This is a genomic window from Marinicella meishanensis (assembly GCF_019931145.1).
GTDB classification, from domain to species: Bacteria; Pseudomonadota; Gammaproteobacteria; order Xanthomonadales; family Marinicellaceae; genus Marinicella; species Marinicella meishanensis.
Window position 1 is genome coordinate 87,751 of the sequence record NZ_JAIOUV010000001.1, and the last position, 21,024, is coordinate 108,774.

The window sequence follows — 21,024 nt, forward strand, 5'->3', positions numbered from 1 at the left end:
GTTAGGGGTTTGAATCTGACAGTAATTCAGGTTGGTTCAGCACCGATATCAACAAAGCTTTGGCCACCTTCCAACGGCGCATCACTTGGCGTGAGCTGACTTCCAATAAGTCTCCCAGTTCTTGGAAGGTCAAGCCAAACAACACCTTCAACTCAATCAATTGGGTGTGATTGGGATCCACCACAGACACCGCTTCCAGGGCTTTGTGGAAGTCATAAAAATCAATTTTGATGTCGTCATCGCCCACTTCTTGGGTCATCGAATAATCGGCCACCGGCACCCCGCTTTTTTGCGCTTGTTTGTGGCGCAACACGTCCAAAATGTAATGCCTCATGATCATGCCCAATGAGCGCATCAGGTGCTGTCGGTCGTTGAATTTTTTGGGCAAAGAGTGACAGAATTTTTCATAGGTTTCATGCACCAAAACAGTCGGGGTGATGGTTTTGCCGGCCGGCATTCGATAAAGGATGCCATTGGCAATTTTTTTGATGTCATCATACAGGTGGGCATACAAGGCGCTGGCCTCGCCCGGCAAGCCACCCTCCAACTTGTTGATCAGGACCGTGAGGTCCTCATCCTGAAATTTTGCCACGACAACCAAGCCCCCTTGCATGTGAAACCTTCATTATAAAGAATCTGATCTGCAACACCCAAACAAACCACACATTTTGTCTGGTACCCCAAGAACCAGCGCAGCCATGACTGATGGCCTGTTGCATCCAGGATTGACCTGGATATAATTGATATATCAAATAATTACCCAAACACCTGATATGGACCCACAACAAACCGTTTTTTATCGCATCGAAAAGGCCATCAAATCCTACCGCCAGTTTGCCCAGCAACAAATTGCCGCCGTGCAATCCGGCATCACGGTGGATCAACTGTTGATCTTGGGCTTGCTGGATGCCGAGCCTGATTTGGCGCAAAAAGATTTGGCCAAAATGTTGTTCAAAGACCACGCCTCAATCACCCGCATGATTGAATTGTTGGTCAAACGCGGTCACTTGCTGCGCTCGGTCCACCCGGAGGACCGCAGGAAATTCAAGTTGGCCATCTCAACCCAAGGCCAACAAACACTGGCACAACTCAAACCCACCATTTTACGAAACCGGGCCCATGCCTTGCAGGGCATAGCGCCTGCTGAACTGCAACAACTGACCCACATATTGAACAAAATCATCAACAACTGTGACTGAAGGAAATCCCATGAAAACAAGCAAAACCCTGATCTGCCTGCTCACCGGTTTACTGGTGGCTGGACTGGCAACCGCCCAAGAACCACCCGCGCCACTGACCCAAGCCGAACACGAAGCGGTGGTTGAGGCCATCAGCCGCCAACTGCAGGACCATTACATTTTCCCCAAGTTGGCCGATAAAATGGCCAAATCCATCCGCAAAAACCTGAAAAAAGGCCAATACCAGGACATCACCGATGTGCAACTGTTCGCCCAAAGATTAACCGCTGACCTGGTTGCGGTGAGTGACGACAAACACATTCGGGTGATCTTTGATCCGGCCGCCATTGCCAGACAACGTCAGGCAGTGACCCCTGCAGAAGAACAGCAACTGTATGCTGAGCTGGTGGCCCGCAACCGCATGAACAACTTTGGTTTTCACCAGGTCAAAGTGATGGAGGGCAATGTTGGCTACCTGGATCTGCGCTCTTTTCAAGGCACCGACTACGCCGGTGACACCGCGGTGGCGGCCATGAATTTTTTGGGCAACACCGATGCCCTGATCATTGACCTCAGACAAAATGGCGGTGGCAGCCCACAAATGATTCAGCTGATCTCTAGTTACCTGTTTGGGCCCGAACCGGTGCATTTGAACACCTTTTACCGCCGCGCCACCGAGCGTTATGACCAAACCTGGACCTTGCCCATGTAGACGGACAGCGACAACCAGACCGGCCGGTGTATGTGTTGACCAGCAACCGCACCTTTTCCGCTGCTGAGGAATTCAGTTACAACCTGAAAAACTTGGAACGGGCGACTTTGGTGGGTGAAACCACCGGTGGTGGCGCCCACCCAGGCGGTCCTTTGATCGCCACCGATCGCTACCAAGTGTGGGTGCCCACAGGCCGTGCCATCAACCCCATCACCAACACCAACTGGGAAGGCACCGGGGTGTCACCCCATGTGGCAGTGCCCCAAGCCGAGGCGCTGGACCGGGCCTACCTGATGGCCTTGGAAAAACTGATGGCTGAGAACCAGGATCCCACAGCCCAAGCCGCTTATCAGTGGTTGTTTGAAGGGTTGCAGGCCGAACACTCCCCCGTAACCCTGGCGGCAGCGGCCTTGCGACAGTATGTTGGCAGCTATGGTCCGCGGCAGGTGACCCTGGAACAAGACCAACTGTATTACCAACGCGGAGCCGGTGAAAAGCACGCCATGATACCCATGGGAAACCACCGCTTCATGTTCGCAACCATTCCCTATTTTCGGATTGAGTTTGAGGTCAACGAAGGCGTTGCTGGCGCCATTGTCGGCCATTACAACAACGGCCGCACCGACAAGAACGAACGCGGTGATTGAAAATAGAATGCTGGCTTGAGTTGCAGCCGATCACGGCTTCAGTCAAAACCATCGATAAAGATGAGGTCGTGATTGGGGTTGAACTCATCGGCACCAACATCGGCGTTGCTGCCGCCCGGTCTGGGTTCGCCGTCATGGTCCAGTTGGGCATCCAGCGGTGCCATCACCTGATCCATCACCGCCGTGGCGGCAGGCAGCAAATGTAAATCGCCTTGGGCCGGATTGAGGAACCAGCTGGCGATGGCGCTGGTCACATTACCAGATTGGCTGAAGGTGGCCCCATTTCTGGAGCCGATGTCGGCATCGGTCAAATTGTTTTGCAGGTCACTGCCGGTGGTGTCAAAGCGCATTTCAATCGACAGCCTTTGATTCAGATTGGACACCACGCTGTTGTGCAACACCTGGGTTTGGGGCGAGTCCCAAACGATGATCAAACCATCCGAATTGGCCCGGCGAGCCGCACTGTAGGTACCCGGCGTCATGTGGACCATGTTGTTGCGGATGATGCCCCCGGTATGATCGGTGCCCGATGGCCGGTCCACCAGACCATAGGCGATGGCCCGATCCACATCCACAAAGCGGTTGTTCTCGGTGATGGTGTTGCGGGCCCCGTTCCACATCAACACCGCTGGATTCCACAGGTGATCGCTGCCATCCGGGGTGTGAAAGTTCTGAAACAGGTTGTGACTGATCAACCAGCCATCGCCGCCGTGAATATCTACCCCATTGGTGTAGCCGGTGCCACCACCGTGGTCGGTGGCCGGCGGGCCGGCGGTGTAGGCCATGATGCTGTGCGACACCACCCCGTCATCCACCCCGATGCCAAAGCCACCAGAGCTGCCTTTGATGAATTGTTCACCGGCATCGAGCAAGCGCACGTTGTGAATCACCGGTGCGTCGGCCCCCGGATCGAATTGAATGGGGTGGTGATAAACATCCCGAATGGTCAGGTTCAACACCGTTAAGTTGGTGGCATTGGTCCAAATGCCGTGAGGCACTTGACCAAAATTGGGGTTTTCCATGCCAGGGCCAATCAGGTTAACGGCATCACAGCGGTCACTGTTGCCGCGAATGGTGATGTCATCCTGTTGGATCCACAGGGTTTGGGTCAAGACATAGTCCCCCGGTTCCAGCAGCAGGGTGCTGTCGGCTTGCAGGTTGTTCAAGGCTTGGTTCAACTCACCGACATTGGCAATGTTCACCACTTGACCCGTGGGTGCCGGCCACACCGGTGCGGTCAAACAAGCCGGGGTGGCACCATGAGCTGGTGCGGCCAGCAAGAATCCAACCAAGCGGCACAAACCCACCCAGCCTAAGCCGTGTTGTGCCCTCACATGGTGCAAAGGAGTCCAGTTATTCACCATCATGTCCCCATCTTAGCGCATCAGACACCGCTTGAATGAGACCGGCATCAAGTATGTCCAAGCAGGCATCAGTCAGAAGTCGGGTTTCATCATCCAATTTTCATGGGACTGCGTTACAATCGCCCAAATTCAATCATTCGAGAAACCCATGAAACCCAAAGCCCTGTCTGCTGTGATGTTGATCTCTGTCATGCTGCTGCTTGGTTGCAGCAAGCCACAAACCACCCAACCAGCGCCCACCACCGATGCCCACTTGGGCATTCCCATCAAAGAACATTTGGTGTTGGCGGTGTTGTGGCAACAGCATGCCGCAGAATACCGCGCCTTGTGTTACCAAGCTTACAATGTGGCCAAACAACGCATCGATTGGGTGCTGGCCAACCACGACAGTGACTTGCCCCTGGCCATCATTGCCGACATCGATGAAACGGTGTTGGACAACAGCCCTTATTCAAGCCGCATGATCCTCGACGACATCAATTACTCCAGGCCCACTTGGTATGAGTGGGGCCGCAAAGAGTCGGCGAAACCGGTGCCCGGCGCACTGGATTTTTACCGTTATGTGGCTGACCAAGGCATCACCGTGTTTTATGTGTCCAACCGCTACCAGGAACAGTTGACCGAAACCATCAACAACCTGCAACACCACGGCTTTCCCTTTGCCCAAGCCGCTCATGTGTTGCTGAAAACCGAGACTTCAGGCAAGGAGCCACGTCGCCAACAAATCCTGACTGAGCATGAGGTGGTGATGTTGATCGGTGACAATTTGTCTGATTTCCATCAGGATTTCGATGACCGCAGCAGTGCTGAACGCAACCACACGGCGAAAAAAATGCAGCAGCAATTCGGCAGCCGCTACATCGTCTTGCCCAACCCCATGTATGGCGACTGGGAAACCGATGGCCTGTATGAAGGCCGTTATGATTGGAGTGAAGCCGAGAAAGCGGCCATGCGCCGCAGCAAACTGCTGCCTGACTGAGGGTCAATGACCGACCCCACCCGCTGGGTTCGGTGGGGCCGGGCGTTCGCCGGGTTCACACCGCAGCAGGTGTCAGTTTCGCGCGGGCTTGTTGGGTCATCTGAACCAGCTGAATCCGGATGTCCTGGGCCTGCATCACCGGTGCAGGAAATGGCAAGAAATGGTTGTGTTGTTCATTGGCTTGCAACACACAGCCATCGGCATACAAATGGGTCATGCGGATGTGATCGGCCTCAAAGTTGCGGTAATATGAACAGATAAATTTCATCGCATCTTGGTGGTCTTCATTCATGTGATCAATGGCAGCTTGTTCATGGCCCAACCAGTCTGGTTGGGGCAAGATGAATTGATTCACATCCAACCAGAAGATTTGTCCAAACCCACCAATGTATCTGACGTATTCAACACGAATTCGATAAAACTCGAAATCATGGGTGTCTTGATATTGCTGGCTCTCTGGGAATTTCAAGAAAAATTTGGCCGCCAATGCGGCGCTTTCATCGCTTGACACCCGCTCCGCCCGTCCCAACAAGGTCAATCGAGCCCCGGCATTGATGTCGTCTGTATGGTCTTGATTGACCAACAGACTCATTTGTGGGTTTTGCTGGATGTTTTTGGTGTGTTGCGCCAAATAGCTGATGTAGATGATGGGGTGGCCTTGGTGGTCGGTCATGTAAGTGGTGACCGAGCCAAAAGGGTAACCCGTTTTGCTGTAAGAATGGGTCGACAACAGGGCTTTTTCTTGGCTGCGCAGCAAATTTCTGGCAGCCGTTGTGGCTTTGGTTTTTCGGTTCATGATAGGTCTCATGGTTGCGTGCTAATAGGTTGGTTGATGGGTTTGTGGATGATCGGTCGTTGCTGTTGACCAGACAAGGACACCTCAATGTCCACCTCAAAAACGGTTTTCATCAGCCGTTGGGAGATCGCCCGTTGCGGCACATCCTGGCAGACCAGGCGGCCGTGGTTGATGACCCAAATTTCATCACAATAACTGGCCGCCAAGTTGATGTCGTGTATCACCACGAGGCTGCTGATGTTCTGGGTGGTCAGTTGTTGTAGTTGGCTAAACAATTGATGCTGATGCTTCAAATCAAGGGGCGCTGTGGGCTCATCCAAACACAAGAAGCGCATGGCTTCACTGGGCTCATGCTGTAACAACTGAGCCAATACCCGAGCAATGTGCACCCGTTGTTTTTCTCCCCCTGACAAACTGAGGAAATTGCGTAGGGCCAAATGCTGCGCGGCCACCATGGACAAGCAAGCATCAATCAGCTGCTCTTGTTGAGCCAAAGAAATGCGCGACAAAGCAAAACTCATACCCACCACCGCGGCGGCTGGAAAGGGAAAATTCAACGGTGACTCTTGCGGCAAGGCCGCCCTGATTTTCGCCAATGCCAAAGGGCTGAAAGCCGCCAATGGTTGGCCATTGAGTTGGATGCAACCAGGGCTTGGCAGCAGGGCCGTGAGGCATTTCAGCAAGGTTGACTTGCCGGCGCCGTTGGGGCCGATGATGCCAATGACTTTGGCTTGGTTGACCGCCACCGACATGTTTTTCAGCAACATTTTACCGGGCACGGCATAATTCAGATTGTTGACTTGTAAACTCATTTCATATCCCAAAGGCCAGTTTCTGCTTTTGTTTGATCAGCAACAGGATGAACACCGGCGCACCGATGACGGAAGTGATGATGCCGATGGGCACCTCGGCCGGCGCCGCCGCCATGCGGGCCACCAAATCAGCCAGCAACATCACAGCAGCACCCAACAACATGGCGTTGGCCAACAAAAACCGGTAATCACTGCCCAAGGTGATGCGCAGGATGTGCGGCACCACCAAGCCGACGAAGCCAATGATGCCACTGACCGACACCGCCACCCCCACAGTCAGGGCGTTGAGCCACAACAATTGTTGTTTCACCCGATCCACTTCCACGCCCATATATTTGGCGTTGGCTTCGCCCAACAACAGCAAGTTCAACTCATGGCGTTTGCGGTAGATGCCCCACACAGACAGGCCCAAAATCGGGGTCACAATCAAGATGTTGGTCCAATTGGCTGCCCCCAAAGAACCCATCAGCCAATAGGTGATCAGACGCAAGGACTGGTCATCGGCCAAATAACTCATCAAGCCGATCACGGCCGCAAACAAGGCATTCAAAGCGATGCCAGCCAGCAACAAGGTGACGATTTCCAGTTTGCCATTCACCTGGGCCATGCGGTTGATCAACAGCGCGGTGAAGGCGGCGCCAGCAAAGGCCAAAGCCGGCAGCAAGTAAGGTCTGATCACATCCGGCACCGACCATTGGGTCATGAACACGATGCCAATCACCGCGGCAGCGGCGGCGCCTGAAGAAATGCCCAACAGGCCTGGGTCAGCCAATGGGTTGCGGCAGATGCCTTGCAATGAGGCTCCGCTGATGGCCAGTGCGCCACCAATCAGCATGGCCAGAATGGCCCGAGGCAGACGGATGTTGTTGACGATGGACAACATGAAGTCAACTTCATCGGTGCCATTGAATATGGTGTCCATGGATTTGAACAAGCCCCAAAAATCAATCAAGGCCGGGCCCACTGAGACTGCCATGATGAAACTCAGCAACAGCAACAACAGCAGCCAAAACCGATCACCGATGGCCCATTTCTTGTGACTCATTGGGTTGGCGCCGGTTGGGCAGTCAACCGCCCTGGCCTCAACGCTCATGATTGGCCAGCACGGCGACCGCTTGATCGATGCGGGTGCCAAATCCCAATGCCAACAAACCATCCACCACCAAAATATCACAACCCCGTTCAGCAGTGGCCATGGCGATGGTCAGGTTCTGACAAATGGTTGCAACCCCACCGATGTTCTCCACCGCATGCGATGGCATCACAATCACATCGGGTTTGCTTTGAATCAATTGTTCGGCACTGTAAGGTTTGTACCCTTCAAATTCATTGACGATGTTGTTGAAATGGGCCAACTCAAACAGCATGTTGGGCACGGTGTTCAAACCCGCCGCCACCAAGCCGCGATCGCCAACATCCATGAGGAAAATGGCGGTCTTCTCTTGTCCAGCGGGCGGGCGTTTCAGCTCGGCCAACTGGTCATCAACCCGGGCGATGATCTGATTTGCTTGATCTGGCACCCTGAAATAGGCACCCACTGCCCGCACATGAGACTTCCAAGCCGGCAAGTTGTATTGTTCCGGGTTGAACACTTTAACTTCCACCCCGGCCTGGCGAATTTGCTGCAGGACGGCATCCGGTCCAGCGCCTCCGGCAGCCACCAAGCGGCTGGGTTGGGTGGACAACACCCCTTCAGCAGACAATTGGCGGAAATAACCAACTTTGGGTTTGGCCGCGGCTGCGGCAGGGAAGTAACTGCTGGTATCAACCGCGATGATTTCATCGCCCAAACCCAAGGCATACATGATTTCGGTGATGCTGCCGCCAGCAGCAATGGTGCGGTTCTCGGACCCGGCAAACGCCATCCAAGAGCTGGTTAACAAGCCAAACAGTCCAAGCAGTGAGGTGGTTTTCAAATGGGATGATTTCATGGAATTTGATTTTTATAAATATTAATGATAATGATTTGCATTTGCGTAAATTATCAATTACATTACCGCCCAAGTCAATCATTACCAATCAAAACATGAAAAAATTTGTGACCTGCACAGCCCTGGCCATGGGCATTGTGACCGCACTGCAAGAAGTGCGGGCTGAAGAAGACGAATCATTGGAACTGGAAAAAGTCACCGTCACGGCCAACCGCACCAGCAAAACCCTGGATGAATTGAGTAACAAAGCCTCGGTCATCACCGCCGAAGAAATCGATAAGTATCTGCACCAAGACATCCGTGATCTGGTCCGCTATGAGCCGGGAGTGACGGTCTCTGGCTTGGGTCGATTTGGTTTATCGGGCTTCAACATTCGGGGCATCGGCGGTGATCGCGTGTTGACCTTGGTTGATGGGGCCCCCATCGCCGATGAGTTTTCTTTTGGGCCGGCTTTGTCAGCCCGCCGCAACTACATCGACGTGGACGCGTTGAAAGCGGTCGAGATCGTGCGTGGTCCGGCTTCCAGTTTATACGGCAGCAACGCCATTGGGGGATTGGTCACTTTCATCACCAAAGACCCCAGCGATTACTACCAAGGTTCCGATGACCAGCAATACGTCTCAATCAAGTCAGGTTGGGACTCGTCCGATGCTTCTTTTGACCACACCTTCACCTATGCCGGTGGCGGCGATCGCTTCCAAGGTATGGTGGTGGGCACCCACCGCCATGGCGAAGCAACCCAATCGTATTTCACAGCCGATCGCAGCACCGGTGCCAATCGCATGTCGGCCAACCCCATCGACAACACCGAAGTCAATTGGTTGGGTAAAATGGTGTTCCAAGCCAGTGCAGACCACACCTTCAAATTCACCGCTGAAAAATACCAAGCCGATGTCGACACCAGCGTGTTGACGCAAGCCGGCTCGGTGGTCTTTGGCACAGTTAAACTGAGTGTTGATGCCAAGGACAGCCGTGACCGCAACCGCTTTTCATTCGAATACTTGGGCACCCCCAGCACAGCGATGTTTGATGAAGTCAATGTCAACGTATACTTCCAAAATTCCGATTCTGCACAAAACACTTTTGAAGAGCGCCTGTCGCCGGCACAAGTCAGACAAACCCGCACCCGCAATTCATTCTATGAGCAAGACAACCGCGGCTTCAAAGTGAGTTTTATCAAAGACATTGATACCCCGGTGGGGCAACAATGGGTGTATGGCATTGATTATGATTTCTCCGACATCCAAACCTTGCGTGCCGGCCAAACCATTGCCACCCAAACCGGTGAAATCATCCCAGAAACCAGCAATTTCCCCACTCGAGATTTCCCCAATTCTGAATACCAGTCCCTTGGTTTGTTTGTGCAAAATGAGTTGTCCTTCCTGGGTGGCCGCCTGTCCATCATTCCCAGTTTGCGGTGGGACGATTTTAAATTAACCCCCATAGTGGACGACATTTACCTGTCAGGCAACAGCGGCTCACCCACCCCGGCTGCCTACTCTGAGTCTGAACTCTCTTCGAAATTGGGTTTCATCCACCGATTCACTGACCAATGGGCTGTTTTCGGTCAGTACGCCGAAGGATTCAAAGCCCCGCCAATCGATGCGGTGAACACCGGATTCACCAACTTCGCTGGTGGCTACACCACCTTACCCAACCCTGATTTGAATCCAGAATCGTCCAAAACCACTGAATTGGGCTTGCGGTTCAAAGGCGAACAACACCAGGTGGAGCTGTCTTTTTACCGCAGTCGCTACGAGGACTTCATTGAATCATTGGCTTTTCGTGGGTTCAACCCCACCACTGGCCTGTTGGAATTCCAGGCCAGAAACTTGGATGAGGCTGAGATCGTAGGCTTTGAATTGCGTGGACACCTGGACCTGGCCAACTTTCATGAAGGCATGCATCTGCAATACGCCTATGCCCATTCTGATGGCGAAGACGACACCACTGGCTTGCCCATCAACACCGTGCAACCAGAGTCATTGGTGGTGGGATTGGGTTATGATGCCCCCAGCGGCCGATGGGGTTCAGAGCTGATCATGACCGTGAATGACCGCAAAACCGACATCGATGACAGCGCCATTCAACCGGCTGATCCAGCCGATCCAGCCGTACCCGCCTTCAACACCCCGGGGTTCAGCACCTATGATTGGGTGGGTTACTACAACCTCAGGGACAACCTCCGCGTTAATTGGGGCATTTTCAATTTGACCGACAAACAATATTGGCAGTGGAACGACGTGCTGTTGCAACCCGCTGGTGCCGCCAACTTGGCTCGCTTGACGCAACCAGGACGCAACGCGTCCCTGACGGTTCGCTACGAATTCTGAATCTTTGCCAAATCAGGGTCAGTCATATGCCATCACTGGCCCTGACATCTACCCAACCCCTGTTTGGCCGGTTGCAAGACTGGCCTTTTTTTAATGTCACTCACAAAAGACATTGGGCACACTGCGCTCCAAGTCGATTGTGCCACTTAAGCCACCATCAATTTGGTAGCTGAGTTGCGCTGTCGAACAGTCCAAAAACCGCATTTCTGCGGTACCCACCGGCAAGGTCTCGGTCTCACTCAAGGCATTGAACAGGCCTCCTGTGGTGTTGAAAATGGTCGCTTCAATGGTGGGCCCGGATCCCAACTCGCCTTGGATGGTTAACCAGCGCAGCGCCCCTTGAACCTCATCGTCATAAGTGAACCAGGCAGCGAAAAACAAACCAATGTCGGTTTTGATGTCGACCAACAGGCCCTGTCCTGAAATGTCTAAATTATGCCAAGCACCGGTCAATCCATCATTGGGCATGATACCGGTGCCATTGTTTGGGTCATCCAGTTCGATCACCCGCAACACATTCGGGGCGATGTCATCCTGGGTGCCAACCACCGCAGAATCATTGACATAGAGCTTGCTGCCATCGGGACTGACGTCTATGCCATTGGGCAAGGAAAAGCGGGCGGTCAGGGCATCCCCGTCATCGCGCCCTGCTTGCCCCGAACCGGCAATCACGGTCAATTCACCCGTTAAAGACAAACCAAACACCTGATGGGTGGCATTGCTGACCAAATACAATTGATCATTGCCATAAGCGATGTGGCCATTGCCACCGGCTGGTTTGTTGGGGGCGCCTGGTGTGCGGGCAAAGAAAGTGGCCTCACCGGCGGGGGTGATTTTCACCACGATGCCGTTGTTGAAATTCACGGCGTATAAATTATCGGCCTCATCAATGGCCAAGCCATTCGGACAGGACAGTAAAGGCGAATCAGAAAACAAAGACACCCCACCTGCCAGGTTCACCTTGGATACGGTGTTGTTGCCACAGTTGTTGACGAAGAGGTTGCCAGCGGAGTCAAAAGCCAAGCCAATGGGCCCGGCAATGCCGCCGTTGCGGGCATAAGGCGTCTTGTTGCCAGCCGCATCAATGCGGTCAACCCCCACAGCGCCTCCATTGGATTGATACAAAGCGCCATCGGGACCGATGACATTACCCGTGGCGCTGAAAAACCCAGTGGCCCACACAGAGACCTCGCTTGCCGGTGTCACCCGATAGACGCGACTGCCATTCGCTTGGCTTAATTTAACCCCATAATCGGCCACAAAAATGTCACCATTGGGGGCCACCGCCACATCCCCGCTGGCTTGGAATGGGGTGGGTGTTAAGGTCGTCACTTGTCCGGCTTCTGCCCCGAAAATGAACAACCACAGGAACAGCCAAATGAATTGATGATGAATTGCTTGCATGGGGGCGCCTCCTTCAGTGCTTGAGTGAATGCTTGTGGGTGATCGATGGTGGCTCATCCACGGTGCTTTGCAGGTTTTGACAAAACCGATCGGGCGTTAAGCGAAACAAATTCAGCTGGCCCGATGCGACCAACCCATCCGGGATCGCCAAATCATACGTCAGCGATCCATGTTGACAGTCGCTGAAAGTCAATTCTGCCGTGCCCACTTCAGTTAAGCCGGTGGGGCTGGGGTCCACAAACAAGCCGTCGCTGGACAAGGCCAAAGTCAATGGCGCTTGGGCACCTTCATAAGAACCATAAGCGGTTAACCACAGGTGTTCCGGGGCGCCAATGGTCTTGACACCGGCTGCGTGGTCAGTGGTCTGTGATGCGGTGCCATCGGCATACGTGAACCAAGCCCCAAACACAAATGACAATTGATCATTGATGTCAAACATCAAGCCTTGCGAATCCGCCCCTTCAATGCCCCAAGCGCCGGACAGGCCGGGGTTGATGGCAAATGTTTGGAGGTCGGGTTTGGCCACCGTACCGGCCACCACATAAACCACATTGCCATTGGCGGCAGACAACAAATGGTCGTCTTTGCCGTCTTGGTTGACGTCCCCCAGGCCAACGGCATCAAAGCCCAATTGGCTGTTGGCCAAGTTGTGTTGCATGACCTGCAGTACACTGCCATCAGCACCGGAAAACACCGTGACTTTGCCGGCTTGATTGGGGCCCGCCGTATACGAGCCCACGATCAAGTCAGCATGTCCATCACCATTGACATCGCCGGCGCGCCTACCCGGACCCACCCCCTCCCCGGCCTGACCGGAAAATCGATGGATGACCTGTTGGTTGGCACCGGAATAGATGTAAACGCGACCCCTGCCACCGGCATGGTTGTAATCGCCCACATAGATGTCATGGGTACCATCGTGGTCGACATCTCCCGCATCAGCCACAAAGAATTGACCGTAGGCGCTGGCCCCGGGATCTGGCAACAAGGTAAACAACAGTTGGCCGTCGATACCCGAATAGACATAAGCTTGTCCCCCACGATTGGTGCCCGCATCGTAGGCCCCAACAATGAACTCATGGATGCCGTCTTGATTCAAATCTCCCAACAAGCCAACCCCGCCGCCAAAGCGATCGCGGTTGGCGGCAGCGTCCAGGGTTCTGATCAATTGACCATCCTGACCTGAATACACATAAACCCGACCGGCTTCGATGTTATTGGGGGCATAAGACTCGGCCCCGACCAACACATCGGCAAACCCATCGCCGTTCACATCACCCGCTGAGGCCACAGCAGAACCCAATCGATCACCGGCTTGCTCACCATCAAAGCGCCACAATTGGGCGCCGGTGGCACCCGAATAGACCACGGCCACCCCCCTGGATCCATTCAGTAGAGTCCCACCCGTGATGATGTCATGCACCCCATCGTTGTCCACATCTCCGGCATCGGCCATGGCGTATCCCAAACTCGAACCGGGCAGGGTGAAGCGATGGATCAACTGACCATCGGCGCCAGAGAACACATCGGTGGTGTGGGTGCCGGTGGCTCCAATGATGTAGTCCGTAATCCCATCACCGTTGATGTCTGTCAGCTCGGATACAGCCCAGCCATAAGAGCCAGCACCCGTGTGGCTTTGCAGCACTTGGGTGTCATCTGAAAATTGCGCATGCACCGATCCACAGCACAGGATCATGGTGGTGGTGATGGCCCAAGAAAGGATTCTATTCATAGCAAATTCCTGATCATTCATGGTTTGTCAGCACCATCCAAATTAATCGAAACGAAACCCTTAGTACATGTCAATCATTGCTTTTTTATTGTCGTTATTGATCGAGGAACAATGGGTTGTGATGAATGGTCTGGAGCATCAGGTGCCTGTGCCTCACCACCGAATTGGGCGGAGCAGAAATTAGGTCTCAATGGCGGTGATGTGATTATTTTTTCTTACGCAACATGCCTGGTTGACTGCATGCGCGGGTCAGGTGTTGCAAGCAGGTGGTCTGCAACACCTGAAAAGTCAATAGCACCGGGTACATGGCCGGTCAGGGTTTGCGGGTTAAGGATCGGCGGTTGTGCTTATGCCACCTTATTCAATCACACGCGTAACCGCTGAGTTGGGTCAAACGGGTGACGGCCAATTCACCATCTGGGAATCCGGGCAGGGTGCTGGTCCAGCTGACCACCGCATTGTTGTCATCGACTTTGGTGAAGCTCAGGGTGCCCCAGTCGGTCAGCACCACATCGTCTTGGTTGAAGTCGTTGGGGAATGAGGTGCCGGAGCCGGTGATCGCCGGCATGGTGGCCACGTCACCATCGATGGGGCCGTTGGCCAGCAGCCAGTATTGTTGGCCATTGACATAAGTGTACCAAGTCATCAACATGTTCAGGCCAGAACCGGCTTCGATCACTTCGACCAAAAAGCCATGGCCACTTTGTTCGGTGCTGAACCACGAGCCGCTGTGACAGGAACGCAGACCTGTGGCACTGCTGTCATCCGGAGCCAACTGCGTCAACCGTTCCATCAGCATGCTGCCGTTGTTGTAAGTCGACAAAGTGGAAGACCAAATCACTTGGGCACTGCGATCCGATTCGAACACCAGGGTCACCGTACCCCACGGGGTTTGTACCACGTCATCAGGGTCGAAATTGGCCAAGGGAAAACCGGTGCCCTCGGTGATGTTCAAATCCAGGGTGGCTTGGTTACCGGAGATTTCGCCCACCCCGATCAACCACATCGGTTCACCGTCGATGTAGGCATACCAAGCCGCCAACACCGCCGGGGTGCCGTTCAAGTCAATCACCTGAACCTGCAAACCATGACCGGATTGGTCGCGGTTGAACCAAATGCCACTGACCTCATCATTGATGGCAAAATCAATCGCCCCATCCAAGTCGGCCAATGGCACCCGCCACACCCCACGGCCGTAGGTGAAGGCAAACAACAGTGGATCGCCGCCTTGGGCCGGTTCGCGGATCACCAAGTCTTCGACAATCACTTGACTGAAGCCGGTGTTTTCCACCACCCAGTTTTCGCCGCCATCGACCGTCACAAACACACCCAAGTCGGTGCCGATGAACAGGCGTTGGGAATCATTCGGATCGATCACGATTTTGTGGACCGGCACATCGGGCAATTGACCCGCTCCGCTGCCATCAATGGCCCGCCAGGTGGCACCGCCATTGGTGCTGCGCCACACGTGTTGACCACCGAAAGTGGAATAGGTGGCATAGGCCACATCGGGATTACCCGGCTCAAAGGCCAGGGACGACACCCAGCCGGTTCGTGGGCGGGAGAAAGACACGTTGAACAAACCGCTGTTGTCCAAGGCATTGTTGACACGGGCAATGATTTGGTTGTTGCCATACAGCACGTGGTTGGAATCACCGGGCGCCACCGCCAGCGCGGAAATCAAATCATTGAAGGTGCTGCCGGCACTGGGGCTGGCTTGATGCCAGGACACCCCTTGATCGTCACTGCGCCACAAGCGATCGCCTCCCAAGAACAAACGATTGGGGTCATTTTCATCGATTTCAAAGGGGGTCACAAAAATCTTATTGGGCCACACCCCGAGGTTGTGCCACGGCGTCACCGTGGGCGAATTCTGGGCAAAGGAAATCAGACTGGTGAACGATTGGCCACCATCGGTGGTGCGTTGGATGTTGGCATTCTGCGATGACACATAGAAATTATTGTCATCGCTGGGGTTGATGGCCAAATCGGTGCCATCCCCGCCATTGATCCACTGCCAATTATTCACCCCAAACACGTCACTGCCGAATTGGGTGCCGTTGTCCTGGGCGCCAGCCAGGTAGGAACGGCCATCGGAAAACACCCCACCGGCATAAAACTGGGTGGTGCCATAATCGTTGTTGATGCTGCGCCATTGCACCCCATCGGTGGCGGGCAAACACGGTGCCGTGTCACCATATTTGACCGCAGGTGAATCATCTTCGGTCAAGAAAATGCCGCCGTCGTTGATGGCATACAAGGTGCGGTTGTTCTGGCCGTCATACTCCGGATGAAAGTAGAAGCCATGTTGGTCGGCATGCACATAGGCGCCGTCATACGCGGGGTTGTTGTAAAACTCAGCATCCCAGTCTGAGGCCATGCCAAAATTGCGGCCACCGTCATCCGAGCGGTAAATTTCCATGCCACCGACCCACACCACATTGGGATCAGTCGGACTGACCGCGATGGCTTGGTTGTACCAACCGGCACTGTAATACCAAGGGGCTTGATTGCCACATGAGGCGGCCAATGCCCCATCGGCATAGGAGAACAATTGGGTGTTGAGGATGTTGCTGTCGGTGTTGCGCAACCGCGCCTGCCAACTCAAACCACCGTCGTCCGAATAAAAAATCGCGTGCAAGCCGTTGTGCAGATCGGGCTGGCCATCAAAATTGAAATCAGGCCCACCATCGGTGTTGGCCGATGCCGCATAGATGATGTTTTGATTGGCTTGGTGGATCGACATTTCGGTGCGGCCCATGCCCGGTTCGGTGTGGGTCATTTGCCAATCGTCGCCGCTTTGCGCCTGGGTATTGACATAAATGCGGGCATCACATGGACCGTCACAGGCGTCGGGCAACAAGCCTGGCAGGTAATAGCGGTCATCGGTCGAACGTGAGGCGCATGAAACCAACAACCAATCGTCGGCCAAATCATCACGCAGGCTCAAATCATTACACCCTTCAAACAAAGTTTGGCCCTGGTCAGAGACCGGGTTCAAGGTTTGGGTGAAGGTTCGGCCGCCATCGGTTGAACGCCAAACCCCAGAATTGGTGGCGGCATACACCGTCTCACTGTGGTTGGGGCTGATCAAAACATCACTGACGTACATGAACTGTTCATTAACCGTGGCTGACAACTGAAACCAGGTCTCACCGCCGTCGGTGGATTTGAAGATCCCGGCACCGGTCATGCTGGAATATGGGCGCAGGGTCTTGCGATACAATTCTCCGGTGCCGGCATACAGCACCCGGGGATCATGGCGGCTGATGGCCAAGGCACCGACATTGATGTTGGCCATGTTGTCGGCCAAGGCCTGCCAGTTGTCCCCACCGTTGGTTGATTTCCACACCCCACCTGAAACCCCGGCGGCATACATCACCGCTGGATCTTCTGGGTGAAACAACAGCGCCCGCGTGCGTCCGCCGACGTTGCCAGGGCCCAACCATTCCCAGGCTGTGGCAGCTGCTTGTTTGGTCGACTTCAAACTCTTTTCTTGGGCATTCAAAGCCCGACCCAAACGGGTTGAAAAGACTGGTTTTTGCAAGGTGGCATTGATGGCTTCCCGGTAAGGATCCATCGGCAGTTGATCCATGCCGGCCGGCAATCGTTTTTGCAAAAAATGTTGCTGCCGTTCATAAGCCGCCGCCGGGTATTGGGCGTCCGGTCGTGGCAGTTCAATGCCAGCTCCGCTCTGCTTGACTTGTTGTTGGGTGGCTGACCAGGTCAACACCAGCCCCATCAGCAAACTGATCACAATGAATTTTTTCATGTCGGTCTCCTGCAGTTTTTCACCTCCAAAATCATCATTGGATGGTGGTTACAACCATTTTATGCCATCAGCCGGATGAATTCATCTGCGTGATGGGTTAGTTGGGCTCAAGCCCAATCCAGGCCCAGATTAAATGCTGGGGCTGCTTGCTTTGGGGCCGTGCCCCTGGGTTCAAGATAAATGAATGGCCATGGGCTGAACATGTCATTCATTGCTTTTTTAAGTCAGAGGGTTTGATGCCAGACAACCTTTTGAACTGTTTGCTGAAGGTGTAGACATCAGGATATCCCAAGCATTCTGCGACATCGGTGAGGTTGGTTCCATGATGTTGAATCAAGTGCTTGGCCCGATTGTGTCGCAACCAAGTGTGCAAACGAATTGGTGTGATGCCATACAATTGCTTGAATCGTCTGAGCAAAACAAATTTAGAGGTGCCAACCTGCCTGGCCACTTGCGCCAAGTTCAAAGGCGCATGGGCATGGGCATAAATGAATTCTTTGGCCTCATCCAATTGGTCTCTGATGCGCTTTGAAGTGCGCTTCATTTGACAAGCCAATTTGTGCCAAGCTTCCTCATGGGTCATGAAAGCCGTCATGAACACCAAGCCCAACTCCAAATAAAACTCTTCACCCAGCACCGCTTGCGGACGGCGCAACAATTGGTGCCAAATCCGGGTCAGGTGGGCCGAGTGCAATGGCAGGCAGTGGGCTCTGCTGAAAGGTTTCAGGGATTGCAGTTCTTGATCAAACAGCGCCATCCCCAATGCTTCCATCACTTGATCATCAATGAACACAGAAAAACAATCGGCTGAGCATTTAACGGCCACATCCCGGCGGTTATTCACCAACAACGTGTCGCCAGCCTGGATCCACTTTTTGTGGCCATTGATAGTGTATTCTTCATGACCTTCAATGACGTATTTCAAGGAAAAAATGGATTGATAAGCCACCGAGGACTGCATGATTCGACCCTGCTCATCCATTTGATTTGACACAAACCGCAGCACCTTGTTGCCCAGCTTTTCAGGAAAATACATCTCGTCCATGACCAGTTCAAGCTGATCAGCGTGGTGGATGATCGGGGCATCGTGTGGGGACTGTTGGTTGTTCATTGACACATTTAGTTGATATATCACATAATTACACAGATTGCCCCACCTTGCAATTCATTTCAGCCCATTTTCAGTGGTTCAACGCCGCTTGTTGGGGCCCATTATCCCCCCTTCAGGGGATCAGAGGCACCAGCTGTGACGCCCTGTGTTCCAGCCAAAACCAGCCTTTATTCGCTGTCTTGCTCGCAACTCAGACCCGCGTTTCTGGCCAATGGCACCATCGACAAGCTGCCGGCTTCATAGCCCAGACCAGGGTTCGGGGTCCAACGGAATTTAGCGGCATCACAAGCACTCACTTCAAATTCAAAAGTGCCCCACTCGGTGAACTCCACATCACTGGAATTGAACAAAGGTGGGAACAGGGCACCGCGAGTCATATTGACCGACAAGGTGGCCAAATTGTTTGCATACGACCCAGCCCCCAGCAACCAGATTTGATTGCCCTGGGTGTCGTAGGTGTACCAAAAAATCACCATTTGGTTGTTGGGCAGCACATCAACGCTGAGGCCGTGGCCGCCTTGATCGGGATTGATCCACAAACCCGAGTGGTGCGCTTCGATGTCCACGATTTCAGCCAAATTGGGGCGCAAAATGAAGACCCCTCGATTGACATCGGAAACCATGACCACGCCGTTGTCAAAAAACGGATAGACGTTCCAGGCACCGCCAAAGTTGGACGTGTTATCGGGATCCGGATAGGTGTCGAAATAAGCCACTTCGGTCATTTCTGCGGCCGCCAAATCACCCAGCTTGAGAATCCGCAAGCCGCGGATGTAATTGGCTTGGTAAGTGTGGCCGTCAACGATGTATTGGTTGTGATCAACCGCCACGCCATCGGCTTCGTGGTATCCCGTCAGCACCGGGTTGTCCAAATCCGTCAGGTCCATCACATAGGTGCGGGTGTGGTCTGAAAGCCCCGCATCGCGGCGCACCAATTCATCCAACTCGTCGTCGATCAAAAAATATTTTTGGTCGGCCGTGAGCCACCCCTGGTGGGTGTATTGTTGGCCGTTGTAGCCTGTGCGGCTGAGCATGGTGGGGTTGTTCTTATTGGTCACATCGACGATGGTGACGGTGTCTTCATTGCTGGCAAAACAGATTTCTCTGCCCAAATGATCGCTGTCTGGTCCGGCATAGATCAAACACTGGGCGTCGTGGGTGTAACCATCGGCATCATAACAGGCCGTGTATTGCGGCGACACCGGATTTTGGATGTTGACCATGTGCAAACCGCCCAAACAATTGTTTTGTCCACCGACCAGATAAGCAAATCCAGTGGCTTCGTTGATCACGATGTTGTGGGCCGAGACAAAACCACCCCCTTCATACAAATGATCCGGGGTGAAGGTTTGCACACCTTGCACATTCAACAAACGGGTCAAATTAAACACCTGCATGCCGTGTTCGATGTCATCGGCCACGATGAACGCATGGTCTTGGTAGGTTTTGATGTCTCGCCAGGCGCTGGCTTGACCATTGGTGCTGGGTAAGTTGCCCAAATAAACGGGATTGGCCGGATCGGTGATCTCGACAAAAGAGGTGCCATTGGAGCGACCAACCAAAGCAAAATACCGACCACTGGTCTCGTGTTTCCAGCCCCAACTGTCTGAACCCTGACCACCGCCAATTTGATTCAAGTCCAAATGACCCAACAAATCCACGTTGTGACAGGCAAACACATCGGCTTGGCCATTTTCACATGCAGCCGGTCCATTGAATTGGTAGCCTTTGTAAGGTTGGTTGTGGGCTTTGTGCATCATTTTCACAAAGTCCCAATCGGGATACATTTTGTTCAGTTTGGCGGATTGTTGCGGGGTGTGGCAAGCCCAGGCAGTGACATGCACAAAAGCGGCCATCAGCAAGATCAAATACAATTTATTCTTCATGGTGGTTTGGTTTATTCCTTTAATCCTTTCATTGTAGTGGATCAAAGCGCAGATAGGAAGCATCTATTAAGGGTTTCGTCGATGTGACCAATGGTGTTCATGGGACCCGGTCGCTTACGGACCACAGTGCCGACCCGCCACCACCGACTCTTTTGTGCCAAAAAAAACAAACCAATTCGCAAGCCTGTCACCGCGCCACTTGGGGTGTAAATTCAGTCACCAAGCGGGCGTTGCCGTTATCCACAGAGCCTGTGGATAACTTTGTTGATAAGCGGTCAAATCACTGCTTCGAAAACAGCAGTCTTTACATTTCATTCACTTTGGTTAAATTTTAACCAAAACATGAAAAATCATATATTTCAATCAC

16 protein-coding genes are annotated in these 21,024 nt (G+C 53.5%); 5 read left to right on the plus strand and 11 right to left on the minus strand.

The window, feature by feature from the left end; genetic code table 11:
- Window position 1: 1 nt before the first annotated feature.
- A complete protein-coding gene (locus K7G70_RS00380; RefSeq protein WP_223786605.1) occupies window positions 2-592 on the minus strand; it encodes an ECF-type sigma factor in 591 nt (196 codons plus the stop codon).
- Between the two features lie 181 nt (window positions 593-773).
- Here K7G70_RS00380 and K7G70_RS00385 point away from each other — a divergent pair, with 181 nt between their 5' ends.
- Genes K7G70_RS00385 through K7G70_RS17840 form a run of 3 tightly spaced genes read left to right on the plus strand, consistent with a single transcriptional unit; the run spans window position 774 to window position 2,537 of the window.
- Window positions 774-1,199 (plus strand): MarR family winged helix-turn-helix transcriptional regulator, encoded by a 426-nt coding sequence (locus K7G70_RS00385; protein WP_223786606.1) that lies wholly within the window; start codon window positions 774-776, stop codon window positions 1,197-1,199.
- A 10-nt stretch (window positions 1,200-1,209) separates the two neighbouring features.
- Window positions 1,210-1,890 (plus strand): S41 family peptidase, encoded by a 681-nt coding sequence (locus K7G70_RS17835; RefSeq protein WP_255589708.1) that lies wholly within the window; start codon window positions 1,210-1,212, stop codon window positions 1,888-1,890.
- Window positions 1,872-2,537: a S41 family peptidase gene (locus tag K7G70_RS17840; protein ID WP_255589797.1), complete on the plus strand. Its 666-nt coding sequence runs from the start codon at window positions 1,872-1,874 to the stop codon at window positions 2,535-2,537. The genes K7G70_RS17835 and K7G70_RS17840 overlap by 19 nt, the downstream gene beginning before the upstream one ends.
- A 38-nt stretch (window positions 2,538-2,575) precedes the next feature.
- Here the strand turns inward: K7G70_RS17840 and K7G70_RS00395 are convergent, their stop codons facing one another.
- Complete coding sequence (locus K7G70_RS00395; protein ID WP_223786607.1) at window positions 2,576-3,904, minus strand: right-handed parallel beta-helix repeat-containing protein; 1,329 nt, start codon at window positions 3,902-3,904, stop codon at window positions 2,576-2,578.
- Window positions 3,905-4,049: 145 nt separating this feature from the next.
- Here K7G70_RS00395 and K7G70_RS00400 point away from each other — a divergent pair, with 145 nt between their 5' ends.
- Window positions 4,050-4,880, plus strand: a complete 831-nt coding sequence (locus K7G70_RS00400) for a 5'-nucleotidase, lipoprotein e(P4) family (protein WP_223786608.1) — start codon at window positions 4,050-4,052, stop codon at window positions 4,878-4,880.
- 55 nt (window positions 4,881-4,935) lie between these two features.
- Here the strand turns inward: K7G70_RS00400 and K7G70_RS00405 are convergent, their stop codons facing one another.
- The 4 genes from K7G70_RS00405 to K7G70_RS00420 are packed head-to-tail and all read right to left on the minus strand — an operon-like array spanning window position 4,936 to window position 8,419.
- Window positions 4,936-5,676, minus strand: a complete 741-nt coding sequence (locus K7G70_RS00405; RefSeq protein WP_223786609.1) for a HugZ family pyridoxamine 5'-phosphate oxidase — start codon at window positions 5,674-5,676, stop codon at window positions 4,936-4,938.
- 8 nt (window positions 5,677-5,684) lie between these two features.
- Window positions 5,685-6,488 (minus strand): heme ABC transporter ATP-binding protein, encoded by an 804-nt coding sequence (locus K7G70_RS00410; RefSeq protein ID WP_223786610.1) that lies wholly within the window; start codon window positions 6,486-6,488, stop codon window positions 5,685-5,687.
- Between the two features lies 1 nt (window position 6,489).
- On the minus strand, window positions 6,490-7,533 hold the full coding sequence (locus K7G70_RS00415) for a FecCD family ABC transporter permease (RefSeq protein WP_223786611.1): 1,044 nt from the start codon (window positions 7,531-7,533) through the stop codon (window positions 6,490-6,492).
- Between the two features lie 37 nt (window positions 7,534-7,570).
- Window positions 7,571-8,419, minus strand: coding sequence for a heme/hemin ABC transporter substrate-binding protein (locus K7G70_RS00420; RefSeq protein ID WP_223786612.1), 849 nt, complete (start codon window positions 8,417-8,419; stop codon window positions 7,571-7,573).
- A gap of 95 nt (window positions 8,420-8,514) precedes the next feature.
- Between K7G70_RS00420 and K7G70_RS00425 the strand changes: the two genes are divergently transcribed.
- Window positions 8,515-10,752: a TonB-dependent hemoglobin/transferrin/lactoferrin family receptor gene (locus K7G70_RS00425; protein ID WP_223786613.1), complete on the plus strand. Its 2,238-nt coding sequence runs from the start codon at window positions 8,515-8,517 to the stop codon at window positions 10,750-10,752.
- A 96-nt stretch (window positions 10,753-10,848) separates the two neighbouring features.
- Here the strand turns inward: K7G70_RS00425 and K7G70_RS00430 are convergent, their stop codons facing one another.
- The 5 genes from K7G70_RS00430 to K7G70_RS00450 form a co-directional block, all read right to left on the minus strand.
- Window positions 10,849-12,156 (minus strand): Vgb family protein, encoded by a 1,308-nt coding sequence (locus K7G70_RS00430; RefSeq protein WP_223786614.1) that lies wholly within the window; start codon window positions 12,154-12,156, stop codon window positions 10,849-10,851.
- 13 nt (window positions 12,157-12,169) lie between these two features.
- Window positions 12,170-13,888, minus strand: coding sequence for an FG-GAP-like repeat-containing protein (locus K7G70_RS00435; protein ID WP_223786615.1), 1,719 nt, complete (start codon window positions 13,886-13,888; stop codon window positions 12,170-12,172).
- Window positions 13,889-14,249: 361 nt separating this feature from the next.
- Complete coding sequence (locus K7G70_RS00440) at window positions 14,250-17,660, minus strand: hypothetical protein (protein WP_223786616.1); 3,411 nt, start codon at window positions 17,658-17,660, stop codon at window positions 14,250-14,252.
- Window positions 17,661-17,868: 208 nt separating this feature from the next.
- On the minus strand, window positions 17,869-18,771 hold the full coding sequence (locus K7G70_RS00445) for a helix-turn-helix transcriptional regulator (protein ID WP_223786617.1): 903 nt from the start codon (window positions 18,769-18,771) through the stop codon (window positions 17,869-17,871).
- Between the two features lie 167 nt (window positions 18,772-18,938).
- Window positions 18,939-20,657 (minus strand): choice-of-anchor B family protein, encoded by a 1,719-nt coding sequence (locus tag K7G70_RS00450; RefSeq protein ID WP_223786618.1) that lies wholly within the window; start codon window positions 20,655-20,657, stop codon window positions 18,939-18,941.
- Window positions 20,658-21,024: the final 367 nt, after the last annotated feature.

Bases quoted from the DNA above. Each gene is read 5' to 3' on its own strand.
- K7G70_RS00385 (WP_223786606.1), top strand. From the start codon at position 774: ATGGACCCACAACAAACCGTTTTTTATCGCATCGAAAAGGCCATCAAA.
- K7G70_RS17835 (WP_255589708.1), top strand. From the start codon at position 1,210: ATGAAAACAAGCAAAACCCTGATCTGCCTGCTCACCGGTTTACTGGTG.
- K7G70_RS00395 (WP_223786607.1), bottom strand. From the start codon at position 3,904: ATGATGGTGAATAACTGGACTCCTTTGCACCATGTGAGGGCACAACAC.
- K7G70_RS00400 (WP_223786608.1), top strand. From the start codon at position 4,050: ATGAAACCCAAAGCCCTGTCTGCTGTGATGTTGATCTCTGTCATGCTG.
- K7G70_RS00405 (WP_223786609.1), bottom strand. From the start codon at position 5,676: ATGAACCGAAAAACCAAAGCCACAACGGCTGCCAGAAATTTGCTGCGC.
- K7G70_RS00410 (WP_223786610.1), bottom strand. From the start codon at position 6,488: ATGAGTTTACAAGTCAACAATCTGAATTATGCCGTGCCCGGTAAAATG.
- K7G70_RS00415 (WP_223786611.1), bottom strand. From the start codon at position 7,533: ATGAGTCACAAGAAATGGGCCATCGGTGATCGGTTTTGGCTGCTGTTG.
- K7G70_RS00420 (WP_223786612.1), bottom strand. From the start codon at position 8,419: ATGAAATCATCCCATTTGAAAACCACCTCACTGCTTGGACTGTTTGGC.
- K7G70_RS00425 (WP_223786613.1), top strand. From the start codon at position 8,515: ATGAAAAAATTTGTGACCTGCACAGCCCTGGCCATGGGCATTGTGACC.
- K7G70_RS00430 (WP_223786614.1), bottom strand. From the start codon at position 12,156: ATGCAAGCAATTCATCATCAATTCATTTGGCTGTTCCTGTGGTTGTTC.
- K7G70_RS00435 (WP_223786615.1), bottom strand. From the start codon at position 13,888: ATGAATAGAATCCTTTCTTGGGCCATCACCACCACCATGATCCTGTGC.
- K7G70_RS00440 (WP_223786616.1), bottom strand. From the start codon at position 17,660: ATGAAAAAATTCATTGTGATCAGTTTGCTGATGGGGCTGGTGTTGACC.
- K7G70_RS00445 (WP_223786617.1), bottom strand. From the start codon at position 18,771: ATGAACAACCAACAGTCCCCACACGATGCCCCGATCATCCACCACGCT.
- K7G70_RS00450 (WP_223786618.1), bottom strand. From the start codon at position 20,657: ATGAAGAATAAATTGTATTTGATCTTGCTGATGGCCGCTTTTGTGCAT.